The 17,453-nt window shown below is 66.2% G+C and carries 19 protein-coding genes and 3 tRNA genes; 13 read left to right on the forward strand and 9 right to left on the reverse strand.

The annotated features are described in order from the left end of the window. Positions 1 to 14: 14 nt before the first annotated feature. Positions 15 to 860 carry an aldolase gene (locus tag AB0J62_RS35215; RefSeq protein ID WP_363880847.1) on the reverse strand — a complete coding sequence of 282 codons (846 nt, stop codon included), beginning with the start codon at positions 858 to 860 and terminating at the stop codon, positions 15 to 17. Beyond that, positions 857 to 2,200 (reverse strand): FGGY family carbohydrate kinase, encoded by a 1,344-nt coding sequence (locus tag AB0J62_RS35220; RefSeq protein ID WP_363880850.1) that lies wholly within the window; start codon positions 2,198 to 2,200, stop codon positions 857 to 859. Before AB0J62_RS35220 ends, AB0J62_RS35215 begins: the two co-directional genes overlap by 4 nt. Positions 2,201 to 2,258: 58 nt before the next feature. Here AB0J62_RS35220 and AB0J62_RS35225 point away from each other — a divergent pair, with 58 nt between their 5' ends. Next, positions 2,259 to 2,984 carry a polyprenol monophosphomannose synthase gene (locus AB0J62_RS35225; protein WP_363880853.1) on the forward strand — a complete coding sequence of 242 codons (726 nt, stop codon included), beginning with the start codon at positions 2,259 to 2,261 and terminating at the stop codon, positions 2,982 to 2,984. Positions 2,985 to 2,999: 15 nt separating this feature from the next. On the opposite strand, the gene AB0J62_RS35230 is transcribed toward AB0J62_RS35225, so the two are convergent. Both AB0J62_RS35230 and AB0J62_RS35235 read right to left on the reverse strand, forming a co-directional pair. After that, positions 3,000 to 3,347, reverse strand: coding sequence for a metallopeptidase family protein (locus tag AB0J62_RS35230; RefSeq protein WP_363881026.1), 348 nt, complete (start codon positions 3,345 to 3,347; stop codon positions 3,000 to 3,002). A gap of 20 nt (positions 3,348 to 3,367) precedes the next feature. After that, the gene (locus AB0J62_RS35235) at positions 3,368 to 4,288 is read right to left on the reverse strand and encodes a hypothetical protein (RefSeq protein WP_363880856.1); all 921 of its coding nucleotides are present in this window, start codon (positions 4,286 to 4,288) and stop codon (positions 3,368 to 3,370) included. Between the two features lie 119 nt (positions 4,289 to 4,407). On the opposite strand from AB0J62_RS35235, the gene AB0J62_RS35240 reads away from it, so the two are divergent. The 4 genes from AB0J62_RS35240 to AB0J62_RS35255 all read left to right on the forward strand — a co-directional run bounded on the left by AB0J62_RS35240 (position 4,408) and on the right by AB0J62_RS35255 (position 6,095). Next, a complete protein-coding gene (locus AB0J62_RS35240; protein ID WP_363880858.1) occupies positions 4,408 to 5,589 on the forward strand; it encodes a hypothetical protein in 1,182 nt (393 codons plus the stop codon). Positions 5,590 to 5,767: 178 nt separating this feature from the next. Further along, positions 5,768 to 5,840: transfer RNA gene (locus AB0J62_RS35245), tRNA-Glu, on the forward strand. A 59-nt stretch (positions 5,841 to 5,899) separates the two neighbouring features. Further along, positions 5,900 to 5,976, forward strand: a tRNA-Asp gene (locus tag AB0J62_RS35250). A gap of 46 nt (positions 5,977 to 6,022) precedes the next feature. Next, positions 6,023 to 6,095, forward strand: a tRNA-Phe gene (locus AB0J62_RS35255). A gap of 327 nt (positions 6,096 to 6,422) precedes the next feature. On the opposite strand, the gene AB0J62_RS35260 is transcribed toward AB0J62_RS35255, so the two are convergent. After that, the gene (locus tag AB0J62_RS35260; protein ID WP_363880861.1) at positions 6,423 to 6,683 is read right to left on the reverse strand and encodes a hypothetical protein; all 261 of its coding nucleotides are present in this window, start codon (positions 6,681 to 6,683) and stop codon (positions 6,423 to 6,425) included. 174 nt (positions 6,684 to 6,857) lie between these two features. Between AB0J62_RS35260 and AB0J62_RS35265 the strand changes: the two genes are divergently transcribed. Continuing rightward, positions 6,858 to 7,376, forward strand: coding sequence for a hypothetical protein (locus AB0J62_RS35265; protein ID WP_363880864.1), 519 nt, complete (start codon positions 6,858 to 6,860; stop codon positions 7,374 to 7,376). Positions 7,377 to 7,496: 120 nt separating this feature from the next. Here AB0J62_RS35265 and AB0J62_RS35270 read toward each other — a convergent pair whose 3' ends face one another. Both AB0J62_RS35270 and AB0J62_RS35275 read right to left on the reverse strand, forming a co-directional pair. Further along, positions 7,497 to 7,808 (reverse strand): hypothetical protein, encoded by a 312-nt coding sequence (locus AB0J62_RS35270; RefSeq protein WP_363880867.1) that lies wholly within the window; start codon positions 7,806 to 7,808, stop codon positions 7,497 to 7,499. 420 nt (positions 7,809 to 8,228) lie between these two features. After that, entirely contained in the window at positions 8,229 to 8,699 is a 471-nt protein-coding gene (locus AB0J62_RS35275) for a hypothetical protein (RefSeq protein ID WP_363880870.1), read from the reverse strand. 1,259 nt (positions 8,700 to 9,958) lie between these two features. On the opposite strand from AB0J62_RS35275, the gene AB0J62_RS35280 reads away from it, so the two are divergent. The 5 genes from AB0J62_RS35280 (at position 9,959) to AB0J62_RS35300 (ending at position 13,509) form a co-directional block, all read left to right on the forward strand. Next, the gene (locus AB0J62_RS35280; protein WP_363880873.1) at positions 9,959 to 10,735 is read left to right on the forward strand and encodes a hypothetical protein; all 777 of its coding nucleotides are present in this window, start codon (positions 9,959 to 9,961) and stop codon (positions 10,733 to 10,735) included. A gap of 698 nt (positions 10,736 to 11,433) precedes the next feature. Then, positions 11,434 to 11,739: a hypothetical protein gene (locus AB0J62_RS35285; protein WP_363880876.1), complete on the forward strand. Its 306-nt coding sequence runs from the start codon at positions 11,434 to 11,436 to the stop codon at positions 11,737 to 11,739. A gap of 381 nt (positions 11,740 to 12,120) precedes the next feature. Further along, a complete protein-coding gene (locus AB0J62_RS35290) occupies positions 12,121 to 12,870 on the forward strand; it encodes a hypothetical protein (RefSeq protein WP_363880879.1) in 750 nt (249 codons plus the stop codon). 106 nt (positions 12,871 to 12,976) lie between these two features. Next, positions 12,977 to 13,267: a DUF6247 family protein gene (locus tag AB0J62_RS35295; RefSeq protein WP_363880882.1), complete on the forward strand. Its 291-nt coding sequence runs from the start codon at positions 12,977 to 12,979 to the stop codon at positions 13,265 to 13,267. Next, positions 13,264 to 13,509 carry a hypothetical protein gene (locus AB0J62_RS35300; RefSeq protein ID WP_363880885.1) on the forward strand — a complete coding sequence of 82 codons (246 nt, stop codon included), beginning with the start codon at positions 13,264 to 13,266 and terminating at the stop codon, positions 13,507 to 13,509. The genes AB0J62_RS35295 and AB0J62_RS35300 overlap by 4 nt, the downstream gene beginning before the upstream one ends. A 40-nt stretch (positions 13,510 to 13,549) precedes the next feature. Here AB0J62_RS35300 and AB0J62_RS35305 read toward each other — a convergent pair whose 3' ends face one another. Further along, entirely contained in the window at positions 13,550 to 14,287 is a 738-nt protein-coding gene (locus tag AB0J62_RS35305; RefSeq protein WP_363880888.1) for a phosphotransferase, read from the reverse strand. A gap of 333 nt (positions 14,288 to 14,620) precedes the next feature. Here AB0J62_RS35305 and AB0J62_RS35310 point away from each other — a divergent pair, with 333 nt between their 5' ends. Next, positions 14,621 to 15,751, forward strand: a complete 1,131-nt coding sequence (locus tag AB0J62_RS35310) for a hypothetical protein (protein ID WP_363880891.1) — start codon at positions 14,621 to 14,623, stop codon at positions 15,749 to 15,751. Then, a complete protein-coding gene (locus tag AB0J62_RS35315) occupies positions 15,748 to 16,977 on the forward strand; it encodes a hypothetical protein (RefSeq protein ID WP_363880894.1) in 1,230 nt (409 codons plus the stop codon). Before AB0J62_RS35310 ends, AB0J62_RS35315 begins: the two co-directional genes overlap by 4 nt. Here the strand turns inward: AB0J62_RS35315 and AB0J62_RS35320 are convergent. Further along, entirely contained in the window at positions 16,912 to 17,400 is a 489-nt protein-coding gene (locus AB0J62_RS35320; RefSeq protein WP_363880897.1) for a GNAT family N-acetyltransferase, read from the reverse strand. The genes AB0J62_RS35315 and AB0J62_RS35320 overlap by 66 nt on opposite strands. Positions 17,401 to 17,453: the final 53 nt, after the last annotated feature.

The raw sequence follows: 17,453 nt of genomic DNA on the forward strand, positions 1-17,453 counted from the left end.
GGAAATGACGACCGTCAACTGGTGACCTTCTGCCATGGACGCGCGTGGGTGTGGACGATGTCGGCGATCAGGGACAAGCGCTCGCGGCAGGTCGTGGAGAGCGACGCGACCGCATCGTCGGCTTCCAAGGCGGGGGTCCACAGAGCCCGCCCGGCCAGAGTGCCCGAGGCGCCGCCTTGGCAGGCTAGTTTGACGGCGTGGGGGAAATCGTCGCGGGCGACACCGTTGGACAGGACGACCCAGGGGGTCGGCAGAGTGTCGGTAAGTTGCTGGCAGGTGGCGATGATTGCGGCCGGATCGCCGATGCCTCGGCTCGGGACCTGGGCCTTGTACAGGTCGGGTCGCAACCGTCCGAGAGCTCCGGCTGCATCGAGGATTGCCGTGTCCAGGTCGAAGTCGTCCTCATCGGCGGGCTGCGCGACCGGCTCCAGGACGGACAGCAGACCGGCTGCCGCACAGCGCCGGACGAACTCTTGCGCCATCTCCACTCGGCGCGCCTGCTGACCGTCGCGCTTCCAGATAACCAGCAGTTTCAAGGCGACGGCGCCCGCCTCACGTGCTGCCACGGGATCCACGGAGTCGTCGAGGTGCGTGTCGGTGACGGGGCCGCCGCGTTCCTGGGTCAGGGTGTCGACGGCGAGAATCCAGCCGGGTCGCCGGGGAGCGTCGTACCCCTTGTCGATCAGGAAGCCGGAGGCCAGTGGCGCCAGGTGCTCGGCGACGGCGGCCTTGAAGGCCCTGATCGCCTCCGGGTCGTCGAGGCGGCCGTGATCGGCGAGCATCGTCCGCAGACTCTCACGTTGATCCATCGCCACCATGGCGAACGTGCCGTCCGGGTACGCGAGTGCATCCAGGCTCATGTCACCAGCTTATGGAATCGATGCCAGAACGCGCCATCCCAGATCTCACCCAGATGTGGACCAACCTCCACAACCCTTGCGCGCAAGGGTTTGTCCACCACCCCGGACACCACCGAGGCCGCCATCGACGCGGCACCCTGCGCAGCGGTCGCGGCGCCGTCGAGTACGGCGAAGGCCCGGCCGCCCGAAGCATGAGCTTTCCGTTCCATCCATCCGCCCAATCGCACCGGGCCTCCGAACGCGACGGTGCTGCGCCAGTCGATGCCGAGCAATCGGGTCTGTTCCTCGGCCATCCACCGGGCATGGAAGCTGAGCGCATCCGCCAAGGCCCGCAGCTCCTCAGCCGGATCGTCCGCCGGCCGGCTCACGTCGTACGTCGACGTCGGATCCGGCTCCGGCGCCTGGCGACCTTGTGGATACGGGGCGATGAAGATCTCGCTCGGCTCGCCGACGGGCCGGAGTACGTCCTGCAGCCAGGAGTAGGAGCGCCCGAGCGCGGCGAGTCGCTGCTCAATCAGTCCCCCGGCGGCGCCGTTCCCGGAGACTGCGCAGGCGTCTTGCCCGTCGACGTACCAGCCCATAGAGATGCCCTGCCGGCGAAGTTCGTCGTCCAGGACCAGCCCCGGACTCGGCGTGATGATCGCCTCTGCCGTACCAAGGCTGTCCGCCACCTGCCCCGGCTCTCGCACCCCAGCCGCCCAAGCGCCGACCAGGTGGTCGTGGCCGCACAGCACGACGGGTACGCCGTCCGGCGTCGTCCCAGCCACCGTCATCGGCTCCACGACCTCGGGCAGCCGATCCAGGCCGCCGAACCGCAGCAACTCCTCGTCCCAGACGCGCCGACGCAGATCCAGTACGCCGAGACGCTGCGCGTGCGTCAGATGCATCGCGAACCGGCCTGTGAGCGCCGCGAGCGCCAGATCGGGCGCACCGGCCCACAACCGCGTCCGAGCCAGCAACTCCGGCCGCGTCTCCAGCAGCCACCGCCACGTCACCACGGGCAGCTTCGGGCTCGTCCGTAGGCCGGTCCGCGCGTAGAACGCCTCCGGACCGACCTCCGACGCCAGCCGACGGGCCTGCGCCACCCCGGGTTGGTCACGCCACGTGATCAACTCGGTCAGCGGCTTCAGGTCCCGGTCCAGCGGTACTCCGGTCTCCGCCATCGCCGTTATGCCGACAGCATCGATGCGCTGTCCCTCGGACAGTTCCGCCACCAACCGCCGTACGTCGTGCTGCAAGGCGTCGGCGTCGTCCGGCGTACGGACCGAGCGCATCGAGCCGTCGGGAACTCGGTGCACCTTCAGGTTCGTCGTACCGATATCGACACCGAGTGCTATCACCTGCACGACCCTAAACCGGAGATGCGATAGCGTCCGGTGTCTCCGACAAAGGAAAGTCATGGGTGAGCTAGCCAAGATCGTGGTCGTGGTGCCGACCTACAACGAGCGGGAGAACCTGCCCGTGCTGGCCGGACTCCTGTCCGACCTGAACCTGCCCGGCCTGGAGCTTCTCGTTGTCGACGACAACTCCCCCGACGGTACGGGCGACATCGCCGACGAACTGGCGAAGGAGTCGCCGGAGAAGGTCGGCGTACTGCACCGGACCGTCAAGGACGGCCTGGGCCGCGCGTACGTCGCCGGGATCACCCGTGCGCTCGACGAGGGTGCCGACATCGTCATCCAGATGGACGCGGACCTGTCCCACCCGGCGTCGGTGATCCCGACCATGGTCGAGATGCTGCGGACGACGGACGCGGCCGTGGTGATCGGCTCGCGGTACGTCCCGGGCGGATCCGCGGCCGAGGAGTGGGGCTGGCACCGGCGGGCGCTGTCCGCCTGGGCGAACTTCTACGTGAACGCGATCCTGCGGCTGCACGTGAAGGACGCCACGGCCGGCTTCAAGGCGTGGAAGGCGGACACCCTGCGCTGGATCGACGTCGCGTCGATCGGGAGCAACGGGTACTCGTTCCAGGTCGAGATGAACTACCGGACGGTCAAACGCGGGCTGAAGATCGCCGAGACGCCGATCCGCTTCGAGGAGCGCACCGAGGGCGTCTCGAAGATGTCGCTGAAGGTGCAGCTCGAGTCGGCGCTGATGCCGTGGAAGCTGCTCTTCAACCGCTGAGCCTGCTCAGCCCACTTAGCCGTAGCCGAGTTGGTGGAGCCGGGCGTCGTCGATGCCGAAGTGGTGCGCGATCTCGTGCACCACTGTGACGTTCACCTCGTCGAGAACCTCGCCGAAGGTCTCGCAGATCCGGAGCGTCGGGTTGCGGTAGATCGTGATCCGGTCCGGCAGCACGCCGCCGTACTCGTGCCCGCGCTCGGTCAGCGGGATGCCCTCGTAGATCCCGAGCAGCTCCGGATCGCCCGTCGGCGGATCGTCCTCGACGAACACCGCCACGTTCTCGATGAACGCCGCGAGCTCCTCGGGTATCTCGTCCAGCGCCTGCGAGACCAGCGCCTCGAAGTTCGCCCGGCTCATCTCCATCACGGGTCCAGCGTAGTGACCTACAGCCAGCCCTGACGCGACGCTTGTACGCCGAGCTGGAACCGCGTCTGCGCTCCGAGCGCCTCCTGCAGCCGGCCGATCCGGCGCGCGATCGTCCGCTCGCTGACGCCGAACTCGCGGGCGATCGACTCATCGGTCAGTCCCGCGCTCAGGTACGTCAGCAGCCGCTTCGACTCCAGGCTCGGCGCGGCGTTCACGTCGTTCAGCTCGGTCCCACCGGTGATCGGTACGGCGATCCGCCACAACGCCTCGAAGATCCGGGCGAACCCGCTGAGCAGCGGGGAGTCGTGCACCACCAGAGCAACGAACCCGGGGCCTTTCTGCCCTTCCGCCCTGGCTCCGACCAGGGCCCAGCGGTCGTCGACGATCGTGATGTTGAGCGGCACGTGCGGGAACACGCGGGCCTGCTCGCCGGCCTCGATACAGGACTGGACCAGGTGCAGCGCGTTGACGTCCTGGAGGACGTGCGCGCCGTAGATGACGTCGTACCGGACGCCGCGCTCGAGCGCCTCGAACATGCCCTCGACGATCCGCAGTTCCCGCGCGGCGAGGTTGCCCATCGTCATCGCGCGGACTTGCTCGCGGGCGTCGTCCTGAACGCTGTTGAGAACCGCTTGCGAGGCGGCGTACGTCGGGAGCACCTCCAGGTAGTCCTGCTTGCCCGCAGCGGCCTTCCAGAGCTCGTTGAGCATCTCAGCGCTGTCGCGGGCGAGCGCTGCCTGCCTGGTGTGACGCTCGGCGAGCGCATCCATCGCCCGTCGGGGCGGGCGGATCACCAGCTCACCGTCGGACCGCTCGACCAGGCCGAGGGTGAGCAGCTCGGCGACGGCCGCCTCGTCGTCCACCGGCTTGTCGTGCAGGAGGTCGACGTACGCCGTCTCCGCCTCGGCCGACAAGCCCAACGCCCGCAGCGGTTCCATGCCCCTGTGTACCACCGGGCGACAGATTCCCGCCATGCCGGATTCTGACAGCGCCAAACGCTCGTAGCGGGCTCCTGGGGCTGCTGATACTGAGGCCTCCCCCGTCCATAGGAGTTTGTATGAGGAAGAGCATTGTCTGGTCGGCCGTCGCCGGTCTGGGCCTGTCGCTCGGCCTGCTGACCGCCCCGGCCTCTGCGGTTGGCGTCGCTGCCGCTGCTTCACCGGTGGCCGCTGCTTCACCGGTGTCTGCCGAGGCTCAGCAGGTGATCGACCACCTGCCGGAGATGCGCGCGCAGGCCGACGCCGTCCGGGAGCGGCTCGGGCTGCCGGACAACCCGGTCCGCGACGCGTTGCTGAACGCGATCGACCCCACGCAGTACGAGTGCTCCACCGCGACCCCGGCGGTGCTGACCGCGATCCTGCCCGACGTGGCGTCGATGACGACCGACCAGCTGACCGCCCTGCTGACCATCGTGATCTACGACATCCCGCTGATGGATGCGCTGTACTTCCCGCAGCAGGGCCCGTTCACCTTCGGCGCGCGAGGTGAGTTCACTCACACGGTGAACAAGACCTTCCAGGGCCTCAAGGGGTTCTGGGACATCCCGTCGAGCGACGTCGAACTGGTGCCCGCACACGGCCGGATCATGCTGGACGCCGAACGCGACTACCGAGTGTTCACCGTGCTGTACGGCGCGAACCCGGCGCAGTCGCGATTCTCCGCCGACCTGATCGCGCGGGAGCTTCGCAGCCCCGTGCTCGGGTGGGGCGACCTGCCGATCTTCTCGTTCAACGCGTTCGCGGCGCCCGGCGGCGAGGACGTTCCGGGGTACGGGAAGTCGCACCGGCGGATCGCGTACGGCGACGGCGTACTGGACGGGTTCGCGCTCGTTGGCCTGGCCGATGTGGCGCCGTCGGCCATCCTGGCGCACGAGTTCGGCCACCAGGTGCAGTTCTCCGACGGGCTCATGCGGCCCGAGCTGCCGGCGCCCGAGGCGTCACGCTGGGCCGAGCTGGAGGCGGACGCGTTCAGCGCCTACTTCCTCACCCATGCGCGAGGCGAGTCGATGAACTGGAAGCGGGTGCAGGACTTCGGCCAGATGTTCTACCAGCTGGGCGACTGCGGGTTCACCAGCGCGGGCCACCACGGAACACCGAACCAGCGGATGCGCTCGGCACTGTGGGCCGCCGGACTGGCCGCCTCGCTCCGGCCGCGGGGCTTCATCCTGCCGTCGCGGACGTTCAACGACTACTTCACAACGCAGTACCCGCAGCTGATCGCGCCTGACGCAACCACCTGACGTCAGGCGCTTCCCGGCCGGACGTCTCCCCCCGGCCCAGGGCGCCGTACGCTTTTCCCGGCGTACGGCGCCCTCGTTCTTGTCGTGTGCGTCACCCGCCCGGAACTCGTTTTGGACAGGCGGCCCAACTCCTCTATGCTTACGGCTGTCCCTGGAGCTTCGGCTCCCGCGGGTCCGAGTCCCCATCGTCTAGTGGCCTAGGACGCTGCCCTTTCAAGGCGGTAACGCGGGTTCGAATCCCGTTGGGGATACGGCCGAAAGGCCGGTGCAAAACCTAGCTCGAAGATGCTGTACGATCGTCGAGTCATTTGGCCCAGTGGCGCAGTTGGTTAGCGTGCCGCCCTGTCACGGCGGAGGTCGCGGGTTCGAGTCCCGTCTGGGTCGCCAGGAGAAGGCGGCGGTGTCCACAACACCGCCGCCGCCGTTTCTCCCCGGTCAGGTAGCTCAGCTGGTAGAGCGTCCGCCTGAAAAGCGGAAGGTCGGCGGTTCGAGACCGCCCCTGACCACCCTGCTGACCTGCACGTTTGCGTCGGAGACGATCCGAATCACTCACCCTACTGCAGCAACGACGTTGCTGCAGTAGACCGCAGATGAGGGTTCCTGCAGCCGCCCGAGGGCTTCTCCTGCGGTGACGCGTGCGCACAGGGCGTCCGGTCTCCTTCAAGGTGCGGTGCAGTCCGTGAGCTTGGCGCTCTCGACTCGAAGATCCTCGACCCAAGTTCCTCAGCGGCTAAGCCGTGCGACTCATACACAGCCGCTCGCTGCGCGACGTGATTAGGCGGCCCCTCGTTCCGGATCGCGGCAGTTGAGTGCGTTAGCCGCGCCCGAGCGGGTCAGTGCGTTTCGACGTGCGCGAGCAACAGCTCGGCCGCCTCTAGGAATCCCGACCCCTCGCCCGACCAATCGTCATCGAGGCAAAGCACGGTGACGGTCGAGCCGTCCTGCGCCGGAATGAAGTGGGCGCGAGCTCCCCGAGACTCGATCGCGTCGTAGGGGATGGACGTCTTCGAGCCGTTCGGCAGCCGCACCAGCGCACGACCGTTCCTATCCTCAATGAACGTCGCGACCACACGGCACAGTTGCCCAGGCTTCACGCCGCGACTCTCTCACGGTGCCGAGGCGCGTGCTCAACCATCGGCAGTTCCGAGCTTCTCCGACAGCGGCAGATCCGGACGTTTCGCGATGCCGCAGTCCACGGGCATGCTATTGCGATGAGCGGGACTGAGGATCCGGCGGGTGACGGCCGACGCCAGGCCATCAAGGACGGGTTGGTCGACCTGCTCCGGTTCGATGAGCACCACCGCGGCCGGTGGCTGGACCGTCGTCAGCCGGCGCCGAATGAGCGAGCCAACTGGTGGCTGTATCTGTTGTTGGTCATCGATCAGCAGATGGATGGGCAGTCGCGCCGACGGGCGGAATGGACCGAACTCAAGCTCTGGCTGCTGCGCCAGGGGCAGGCACGGGCTGTGTTCACCGAAGCAGACAGCGCCGAGCAGCTTGCGTACTTCACGATGAGGATGCGGCGTGCGGGTATCAACTTGGCGGTGCTGCCATCGGCTGACGAGATCGTCCGGGCGTGCCTAAACGCCCTCCCGGTCCATCTGGACGATGTCGCGTTACTTGCTGACCGGCGCGACCTGAGCGGCCTTGACCGTGCGCAAATGCGCCAGTCCCGGCAGGCGAAGAAGCTGGTCAGCGCCGCCCAATGGCACCTGGACGAAGTCCAGGACGCGGCGCTCGCCTCTCTGCTGCGCGAATGGATCGTCGTCAAGTCGCAGCTCGTGTAGCGACCCGCGTCGTCCGAGCGCGTTCAACGGGAGCCCTCGCCCTGGTAAGTCGCTCGATTGGCTTCGAGCGTCCCGCTCGCGCGTGATCCCGTCGCACTGTCTGCGGCATGTGCGGATGTTTCAGCCCGGAACGTGGGCTAGCGCCTCGGATGCCAGGAGCCGGAGTCTGGACCACCGGGCGGCTTGGAGGTCTTCGCTCCACAACGGGTCGCCCGGCGGGACCGACAGCTCCGCGCTGATGAGGTCCAGCACATGCCACGCGACTGGATCCAATTCATCGCCTCGGGCCTGAGAGACCTCGTAGGAGTTTGCGAAGTCCAAGGCCAGTTCGTCGCGGATTACCATCCCCGCCAGCCGCTGCTCTTGTACATCGGGCTCTGCCGCGAGGTCCATCAGCGCCTCGCACAGGAGCCCAAAGGATTTGCCGGCCATCGACCCAGAATGACAAACGGAGGCGCTGCTCTTCGCACGCACTCAGCGGCCGATCGCATCATCCGCGGTGGTCGGCCGAGGGACTCGGTTCAGGTGCTCTCCGGTGAGTAGATGGTTGGCGGCCACTCACCAAGGCCGTCCCAGAAGACGTGAAGTCGTCCGCACTGATCGCATCGGTACGCGAATCTGCTTCGCCTTTCGACGTCGTCGGGGCTGACGTCCTGTACGTGATCGTCGAAGAGTTCACTCAGATCGGCGTCGGAAAGAAAGTGCCACTCCTGCGGGTTTGGGATCGCGCCACTGGACCTGATCTGGTTGCCGCACGGGCAGAGCCACTTCGCCATGCGGCGATTATCCAGGTGTTCGCACGGCGCGTCCGCGCATGGCCAGTCGCGGATCGCGGCATGAGCGGGCGTTCGCCTAGCCGTTCGACGGCGCGACGAGGTCGAGCCTGGTGTCGTCGTTATCGGCTGGTGCGGCCGCCTTCACGAGCCAGTCGGCCCGCGATTCATCGAGCGCGAATGCCTCCCACTCGCACTCGCCGACCACCGTTAGGCGTCCTGTCACCGTCACCCGAGACCCGGTCGGCACATCACGTGCCCAGCCGTCCGTATCCACTTGGTATCGGTCAGACCCGACTGTTAGGACGAACTCAGCGCCAGCGTGCTGTCTGCCACGTCCGGTGTCCACGTCAAAGTCCCTGGGCGCACCCGCTCGGCCGGTCAGCCGGTACATGACCTCATGTGGGTGCCCGTCCTGGGCCTCGGCGATTCCATCCGGCGAGTCGGGTGGTGCAGCAGTCACTTCACCATGCACCTGTAGACCAACACCCGTGAGGAGGGAGCCGACGTTTGGCAACGGAGGTTCCCCGTCGGCGATCATCCAGTTCATCAGCCGAACCCACATATGCCCATCATCGTGCGTATTGCGGATCGCCCGCACATCGGCAGATCCGGACGAGTGCTGTGGCCTTCAATCTCCTGGTTACGTCTCGTCGGTCCGCTCCGGGTGCGGTGAGTTGGTCGGCGGCCGGACACCTGAGGTTCTCCATGCGCGCTGGAAGTCGTCGCTTGTGAATCGGTTCGGGATCCGGCTTGGACAGCCTTGACGACCTGGGTCGGGCCCAGTTCGCCAGCGCCAACGACGTTGCGCACGCGCTCCTTGATGATCACGTTGCTGCCACCCTCGCTCCCCTATGTCCCAGCCATCGCTGGCCAAGGGCTGGAACATAGGAGAGAGATGAGCGGCAGGTGTAGCAGTCGGTGTAGCAACATAGGACTACTGCTGCCCCTCTTCCTGACCGCCCAGCGACCGCAGCCGTAGTCATCGCCGAGATGGTGCGCCAGGGTTTCGCGACCTGAAAAGCGGAAGGTCGGCGGTTCGAGACCGCCCCTGACCACCACCACCCTCTCCGCTTCACCCGGGGAGGGATTTTTCTTTCCCACGCCCGCTACGCGGGTGCTTCCTTCGTCGCTCCGCTCCTCAGCGCACCTGCTTCCCGAGCTCCCACCCACCCTCCGGCTCATCGCCGGCATCTTGCGAGCTATCGCTCGGTCTTGCGGGCTTATCGCCGGCATGCACGCGCTCATCGCGCGACCGACGACGCATGCCAAGCAACCCCGCACCGTGAAGCTGATCACGCCCAACGCAGGCTGTCCCGCGAGCCGATCACGCGCCTTCCGCTGGACCTCCAAAGAAGCGCGGTCGTAAACCGTCATCGTCACGTGAACGCCCGCGTGCCCGACGATCGCTTGGACGATGTGCGGCGGTACACCGAGCCGCGGCAGCAACGTCACACACGTGTGCCGGAGATCGTGGAGGCGCATCACGCCCAGCCCGGCCGCCTCCCGCAGCGGATACCTTCGCCGACCCCAGTGGGAAACCGGGTCGTCTTGTGGGAGACCGCAAGGTGACCGGACTGAGTCGGTCAGCGCACCAAACCTCGCTGCTTGAAGGGTCGAGAAGGGGAGCGGATACTCGGCGCCATGGTGGGGAAGGTGTGGTTGGGGGTGGTGCTGGTGCTCGCTCTCGGAGGGTGTGGGTTCGAGGCAGCCCCGGGCTCTGGGCCTAGTAATAAGTCGTCCCCTCGGCCGGCGTGGAAGACACCGGGCGGTGATCTGGTGCCGCAAGCTCAGCCCACACAAGCGTTTGTGGAGCGCGCGGGAGTGGTGGCGCGGGTCGTGCGGGCAGCGGGGATTCCGGCGCCGGTGACCGGGATCTTCTTGTACTCGACGCGGACGCCGGGGCTCGGGTTCGACACCTGGCAGCAGAAGAACTCGTGGTCGTCCGGACGGGTTGCCTTCGCGGACGGGGTCCAGTTCGCGGCAGGTGGTACGACGCGGGTCGATTTCGCGGATGGGTCGAACGAGACGATGCAGGTGCTCGCAGCTCAGCAAGCTCTGACCGAGGCGATCGGGCCGCCGAACGACATCTGCGAGAGGATGCCGAGCTGCGAAACGCTCACGATCACCGGCGGCTCCTTGACGACGACCGACGTGGAGACCAGCCATGGTCAGGCGACCGTGCCGGCTTGGTCGTTCACGGTGCAAGGCCTGTCGAGACCTGTTGTCGCCGTCGCAGCCCCCGCGGGCGTGCTCAAGTCGCTGCAGTGGCCGAACCCGCTACCCGGTCTCGCCCGGCTCGAGCAGGGTCTGCTCCGCGTCGGCGTTCTCGACTGGGTCGACGGCAAGACCCTCAGTTTCGAGTTCAGCCACGGACTCTATGAGACCGACCTCCGGGCCCACGTCGTTGAGTACGACGATCTGGTGGTCATCGGCGGCAGTCACGGTCCATTGCTCCCGGGCGGTGCGGACGTCGGGAAGACATCGACCGCGGTCGTCACCCTCGGCAAGCCGCTCGGCGACCGGGCCGTCATCGCCGCGGACACCGGCGTACGTCTCACGCCGTACCCGTACCTCAGAAAGTGATGGAGGTGAAGACTCAGGTTTGGTCGGTGAGGGGCTCGTTCGACGGGGAGGCGTCCAGGGAGGAGGCGCCGTAGAACCGTGGATGCCGGTGGTTGTGCGGAGGACACACTCGACGTAGGCGGGTTCGGCGACCGGGCCGGCGCAGACCAGGGCTCGGATCTGATGACCGCAACCGGGACCGCAACAGCTGGCGACCGCAACCATCCGAGCCGACCGATGAGCCTTGCTCTGCAACACCCGTTCCATGGAGCCCAAGGGCCGCTGTCGAACTGAAACCGAAAGGTCGGCGGTTCGAGACCGCCCCTGACCACCACCGCCCTCTCCGCTCCAGCTGCGGAGGGATTTTTCTTTCCCACGCACCCTCCGGCTCATCGCCGGCATCTTGCGAGCTATCGCTCGCGTCTTGTGGGCTCATCGCCCGCCCGCCCGCGCTCATCGCGCGACCGACAACGCATGCCAAGCACCCCCCACGGTGATGCTGATCACGCCCAACGCAGCCTGTCCCACGAGCCGATCACGCGCCTTCCGCTGGTCCTCCGGAGAAGCGTGAATGCAAGCTGCATCGCCAAATGAACGCTCGAACCATGCGCGGCGGTACGTCAAGCCATAGGAGCAACACCACGGCTTGCGATCAACGCGTGCGCGCCATCAGCGGAAGGCGAATGCATCGTACGGTCGCCTGATGCGACACTGCCCGCGTGCGGATGGAAGTGAGGAACCAGGTCACCATGCTCGGCAACGCGGTGGCCGCCGAGGTCGTACAGGAACGCCAGTCTCACCGTCGGTGGATGTGCCTCAGTCCCGTTGACGAAAGGGTCCTGTTCGTAGAGGTCGAGGTGCCCGTTGGAGTGGATCCAGTCGAATGGCCCAAGGATGACGACGACTACGTCGTGGTGGCCCAAGTACGTTTCGATTCGCTCGACATGGCGCTCGACTTCGTACGAGGGCCCGGCATCAACACTGATACTTTCGATGCGCTCTGGAAGTCGGAGAACCCGTTCTGATCGCACGCCCTCCATTCGGCATGCGCGTGCGTTAATTGGTACGCCACCAAGCTTCGACCCTGCCGCACATCCGTTGGCAGGCAGAGGTAGCGGATGTGTTTGTTGCGTGTTCCCAGCCAGCTTGGTGGACGTCCGGCCACTCGTATGGCGATCTCTCTCAAGCACGTAACTGCCCGCCTCTGCGCGCGTATCGCGTAGCTGGCCACGCGCGGCGACCGCGTCGGGCACGGCTCGAACTCTGGGGTGGGTTTGGGCATCCCATAGGTGCGGGGCGTGGGTCTTGTGGCGTGGTGGATGGGAGGACTTGTGGTTTTGCCCGGGCCGGTGCGGGATTTGTGTGAGCGGTATGTGGGGTTGGTTGAGCAGGAGTTGCCTGGGTTGGTGACTGGAGTTTATTTGCGTGGTGGGGTGGTGTTCGGGGAGTGGGCGCCGCGGCAGTCTGATGTGGACTTTGTGGCGACGGTTGCTCGGCGGCTGGAGGCGGCTGAGGTCGAGGTGTTGCGGGGCGTGCATGCGCAGCTGGCGGCGTACTCCTCTGTTCACTTTGATGGGCCGTACTTGCTGGCCTCTGATCTGGCGTCTGATCCGCGGACGGTGCCGCCGGTGCCGGAGATGATGCATACCGGGAAGCTCGAGGTGCTTGCGTCGCCGACGTGGATTATTGCCTGGCATGAGCTGGCGCGGGCCGGGATCACGATCTCTGGACCGGAGCTGTCCACACTCGAGATCTGGACTGACGAGAAGGCCCTGCGTGCGTACACCGTGGAGAACCTCGACACCTACTGGCGCCGCAACGCCGAGGGGCTGACCCGCGCGACTCCTGCCGACCTCCCGACGGATGAGCGGGAGCGGGACTATCTGCTCTCACACTGCATCGTCGGCTCGGTGCGCCTGCACCACCTGCTGGTCACCGGCGAGATGACCGCAAAGTCCCGCGCCGCCCGCTGGGCACTGACCTGTTACGACGAGCGCTGGCACCGGGTGCTGACCGAGGGCCTGCATCTACGCGAAGGCACCGGCGCCTCGACGTACGACGACCAGACCGAACTACTCGCCGACATCCGCGACTTCCTGGCGTACGTCGTTGAGGCTGGCACTGGCCGGCCTGTGGTGCCGGCCGACGCCCAATGACGAGCCACCTCGGCCAGTTGTCGGTCCAACCTGGAGCCGAACAGATGCATCGCAGTGGTGTGGATAACTTCGGTCCGTGGCGCGTTGGCTCGGATAGTCTGTTGGTATGACAGCTCAGCCGATGCAGAGCTCGCCGGATGATCCGAGCGAGATCCTCCGGCTGCTGCCGGCGAGGTGGCATGAGCAGTTCCTGGCTGAGTATCACAGCGCGCTCGACGCAGCCCACGAGGTCTGGCGTTTTCAGCAGTTGCGCGACGTCTTGCAACTCTGGCATTTGCGAGCAGTCGCCTACTCTGCTCCGGGCTTCGACGAGGCGATGCAGGCCGCCCGGGACGATCGCTCCGACGAGTTCGTCCCTGCCGAGCAAGTGATCCCAGGCTGGTCCGATCGCCAGTGACCTATCGCGTGGAGTTTCACGCGTCTGCATTGGCCCAACTACAAGGACTGCCTCCGTCGGCATTCGACGGCTTGGTAGAGCGTGTCACCACGCTGGTTGGCGCTCCGTGGGAGACGCAGATCCTCGATCAGGATGAGCCGAACTTCCGCCAATGCATCTTCGGTGGACTTGGGCTGCTGTCATTCCACGTCGACGACAGCCGAGAGCTGATCAGGATCTTCGACGTGACTTGGGCCGGTTGAGGCCTGGCTGGGCTCCGGGGTGCGGATGTCAGGTCGGTGGTTACATTCGGGCTCGGAGTACGTCGAATTCGCAGCCTGGGGAGTTGGGGTCGAAGCCGTGTTCTACGAGCCAGCGGGAGGCTCCTAGGCTTCGGAGGGACCACCAGCCGCGGATTACGTCTAGGTCTACGTCGGTGCCGTAGCCGGCTAGGAGGTCGGGGAGGCATTCTTCGTGGCCGAGGGTGAGGGTGGCCAGGTCGAACAGGGCGTCGCCTTGGCTTGCCTCGGACCAATCGATGATGCCGGTGACCTTGTCGTCCTGGACGAAGATGTGGGTGATCTGCAGGTCTCCGTGGATGAAGACCGGCGTCCACGGGCGGAGTGCGGCCTCGGCGACTTCGCGGTTGCGCTTGACCAGGTCCGCGGGAAGGGTGCCGCTCGAGATGAGCCAGTCGCATTCGCTGTCGAGGTGCGCGGTGATGTCGTCGAGGTTCTTCCCGGGCCAAGGTGGCAGTGGCGCGTCGTGCAGTTTTCGGATGGCGGCGCCGGCCGCGGCCCATGCGGCCGGCGACGCGGGCGACGGCTCACCCAGCACGCCGAGCGCCATCCCGCGGACGGCTCCGAGCGCGAGTACTGGAGGCTTGCGCCACAAGATCTCCGGAGTCGGGACCGGCGCGAGCGCCATCGCCTCGACCTCGACATCGATATTCGTCTGATCGGCGTCGATCTTCAGGAACACGTCACCGACTCGCAGCGTCGCTCGTTCGCTATGGGCAACGACAACCTTGACCTCATCCACGCGCGCCATCCTCGCGGTTAGGACCACCGGCGTCACTGGAATATCGGGCCGACTGCTGAGACAGGCCCGAGATGAGGGCGGATTTCGGCGTATTGTGCGGGTTCAGTTGGATTCAGGTCGAGTTCGGTACTACGGTAGAGCGATGGTGTACTGCGCTCGGGGTGCACACACTGTGATCGGGGAAACGCAGGGAGTCGACGAATCTGAGGCTCGCGGGGCATCGGAAGATCTTCAGTGCGGGGTTCAGATGTAGTCAGTGAAGTCGGGTAGAGCGGGTATAGGATCAGCCGGATCCGTGAGCCCGTCGTTGGCTGAGCAGATTCGGGAGTGACAGTGGCCCCCTCACCAGAGGCCGTACGACTCGCCAGGAGACTCCGGGAGCTCCGGGAGTCGCAGCGATTGACCCAGAAGGATCTTTCGCTTGCGCTCAGCTCGGACACGCGCGTGGCGGTCGCGACGATCAGCTCGTGGGAGTCACAGGGCAACCCGAAACTGCCACCGGAGGAGCGGCTGCGGTCGTATGCGCTGCTCTTCGCGAAGTCCGTCGTACCAGCCGGCACGACCCGACTGCCACGTGAACAGGACCTGACCGCGGCAGAGCGAGAGCGGTTCAACACTCTGCAGCGTGAGCTCGTCGCACTGCGGGACTCTGTGCGCCATCAAGCTGACACCTCACCTGTTGGCGGCTCATACACGTTCGACTTCGAGACCGGGCCGATCACCCTGGTCTGTCCGGAAGCTCCGGTAGATGGACGTTCTCCGCTCGCCGACGAGGACAACCCGAACTACACACGGCTGTACAGATACGCCGATCTCGACGCACTGATCGAGATGTGGGGCCATGTGCGCGCCTCCAACCCCGAGCTGCGTACACAGCACCTCATCCCTTCCGAGGTGAGTGCGGACAACCTCTCCGGTCACCTCATCCTGCTCGGCGGCATCGCCTGGAACCAGGTCACGGGCCGCCTGCTCCGAGTGCTGGATCAATTGCCGATCCGGCAGATGGCCGTGGCGGACCTTGCCGACGGCGAGATCTTCCGATCGCGCGACGGCCGTGAATACCGGCCGGTGTGGGAAGAGCGGAAGGATCTCGACCTCGACGCTCCGTCGCAAGAGGAGCTCGAGGCGGTCCAGGCGCAGGACGCCTGGAAGGGCGAGACTCCTCGGGAGCTGATCGAGGACGTCGCTCTCCTCGCACGGCTCCGCAACCCGTTCAACCACAGCCGGACCATCACCATTTGCAATGGCGTCTACAGCCGCGGCGTCCTGGGCTCAGTACGCACGCTCACCGACAATGCCGTCCGCGAACGTAACGAGGCCTATCTGGCCAACAGGTTCCCGGGCGGGATCTTCGGTTTGCTCCTGCGCGTGCCAGTGATCAACGGCGAGGCCATTACCCCTGACCTGGAAATCTCGGAGAACCGCCTCTATGAGTGGTCCCCCGAGGAGGAGGACGACGAATGAGCCGTCAGCTCACGCACGGCCCGTCCCACGAGTCGCTGTTACGCGATGTCTCCGCAGCCGCGACACCGGTGGCCCGCAGTCGGCTGGACGCGATCGTGGTCCCTGCTGCCCGCCCGGCATCGGCCCTGCAAGACGTCATCACCCTGTCTGCCACCCTTTCCGTGCCGCTCGTCATCCTGTGCAGCCGGCAGGCACAGGTCGGACAGGTCGTACGTCGGGTGGAACGGACATTCGGCGCCAGAGCACTTGTCGTCGACGTGCCTGAGAACTACAAACTTCCGTACGACGCTCCGCTGACGTCAGGCCCCGAGTTCAAGATGGCCTCGGCCGGCCGCTCGAGCGACCTCAGCGCCAAGCGGAACATCGGCCTGCTGCTCGGCCGGATGCGCGGCTGGAACAAGATCCTGTTCGTCGATGACGACATCAGCCAGTTCAACCCGTGGGATGTCGAGCGGCTGTCCGGGACCCTTGACCGGAACCCGGTCGCCTCGATGGTCAGCCGGCACTTCCCCGACAACTCAGTGGTCTGTCATGCGCGACGGCTCGCCGGCTTCAAGCAGGACGTGTTCGTCAGCGGAGCAGCACTGGGAGTCAACCTTCAGCAGCCGGGTTTGTCGTTCTTCGCCGACGTCTACAACGAGGACTGGTTCTTCTTCGCGCGGCACGCGGCCGAGCGGTCGCTGCCGAGGATCGGTGAGGTACGGCAGGCGAAGTACGCACCGTTCGCGGACCCGGGACGTGCGGATCGCGAGGAGTTCGGCGATCTGCTGGCAGAGGGCCTGTATGCGCTTTTCGAAAGCACACCGAACTGGACCTTCAAGGAGCAGCTGGCGGCCGCTACCCGGACGAGTCTGTGGCAAGAATTCATCGATGTCCGGCTGGAGACGATCGAAGAGACAATCGCTGCGTTGTCCCGCGCCCAGCTCTCAGCCAACCCAGTCGAATACCTGCGGATGCTGGACGCGCACGAATCCTTGCGAGTCGCAGAGAAGCGGGCCTCGAGCATCAGCCCGGACCTGTGCGTCGACTTCATCGAGAAGTGGCAGGAAGACGAACTGTGGTGGGAGCAGGTGCTGTGGCGCTACACAGGCGACCTTTCCGACCGCGACGCCTTGGCCGAGCTCGGGCTGCAGACCTGGGCCTCATGTGGGTACGGCGTATCAGCCACATCCGCGCGGGGCATCGAAGCGCAGACGAATCTCCAGCCGACCGGAACCGTCGGCTAGCGGCTGCCACTCACCTGTGGGGCTGAAGCCGAGACGCTCATAGACCTCGCGCGCCACGGAATTCGTATCCAGCACCCACACCCGCCACTCCGTGACGTCGGGCTCGACCTCGGTCAGATACCCGAAGATCGCCCGCAAGATCCCGGTACGCCGGTGCCGCGGATCGACCCACACCGACTCGACGTGCCGCTCGCACGGCGGCCGGCCGTCGACCCGGACCGAGCTCGCCAGTCCGATCACGCGCGCCTGCTCCCGGGCGACGACCCATCGCATCCGGGTGAACCGTTCCCGCCAGCCGGATTCGCCGACGGCCACCTCGTCCTCGTACTCCGAGATGTACGCCGACGGGGAATCCTTGAGCGCCCGGAGGCGAACTTCCCGGGCGATGGGCCAGTCGTCGGCATCGAGCGTGGCGAGTTCCAAGGTCCCGGTCCCCCTCGGTCGACGGCAGCAACGCATCCATCCCAGTGTCGCCG

Origin of the sequence: Kribbella sp. NPDC049584, assembly GCF_040675555.1 — a bacterium.
Classification (GTDB): domain Bacteria; phylum Actinomycetota; class Actinomycetes; order Propionibacteriales; family Kribbellaceae; genus Kribbella.

Coding starts and splice junctions, on each gene's coding strand:
- AB0J62_RS35215 (WP_363880847.1), bottom strand. CDS start 860: ATGAGCCTGGATGCACTCGCGTACCCGGACGGCACGTTCGCCATGGTG.
- AB0J62_RS35225 (WP_363880853.1), top strand. CDS start 2,259: ATGGGTGAGCTAGCCAAGATCGTGGTCGTGGTGCCGACCTACAACGAG.
- AB0J62_RS35230 (WP_363881026.1), bottom strand. CDS start 3,347: ATGGAGATGAGCCGGGCGAACTTCGAGGCGCTGGTCTCGCAGGCGCTG.
- AB0J62_RS35235 (WP_363880856.1), bottom strand. CDS start 4,288: ATGGAACCGCTGCGGGCGTTGGGCTTGTCGGCCGAGGCGGAGACGGCG.
- AB0J62_RS35240 (WP_363880858.1), top strand. CDS start 4,408: ATGAGGAAGAGCATTGTCTGGTCGGCCGTCGCCGGTCTGGGCCTGTCG.
- AB0J62_RS35270 (WP_363880867.1), bottom strand. CDS start 7,808: ATGGCCGGCAAATCCTTTGGGCTCCTGTGCGAGGCGCTGATGGACCTC.
- AB0J62_RS35275 (WP_363880870.1), bottom strand. CDS start 8,699: ATGAACTGGATGATCGCCGACGGGGAACCTCCGTTGCCAAACGTCGGC.
- AB0J62_RS35295 (WP_363880882.1), top strand. CDS start 12,977: ATGACAGCTCAGCCGATGCAGAGCTCGCCGGATGATCCGAGCGAGATC.
- AB0J62_RS35315 (WP_363880894.1), top strand. CDS start 15,748: ATGAGCCGTCAGCTCACGCACGGCCCGTCCCACGAGTCGCTGTTACGC.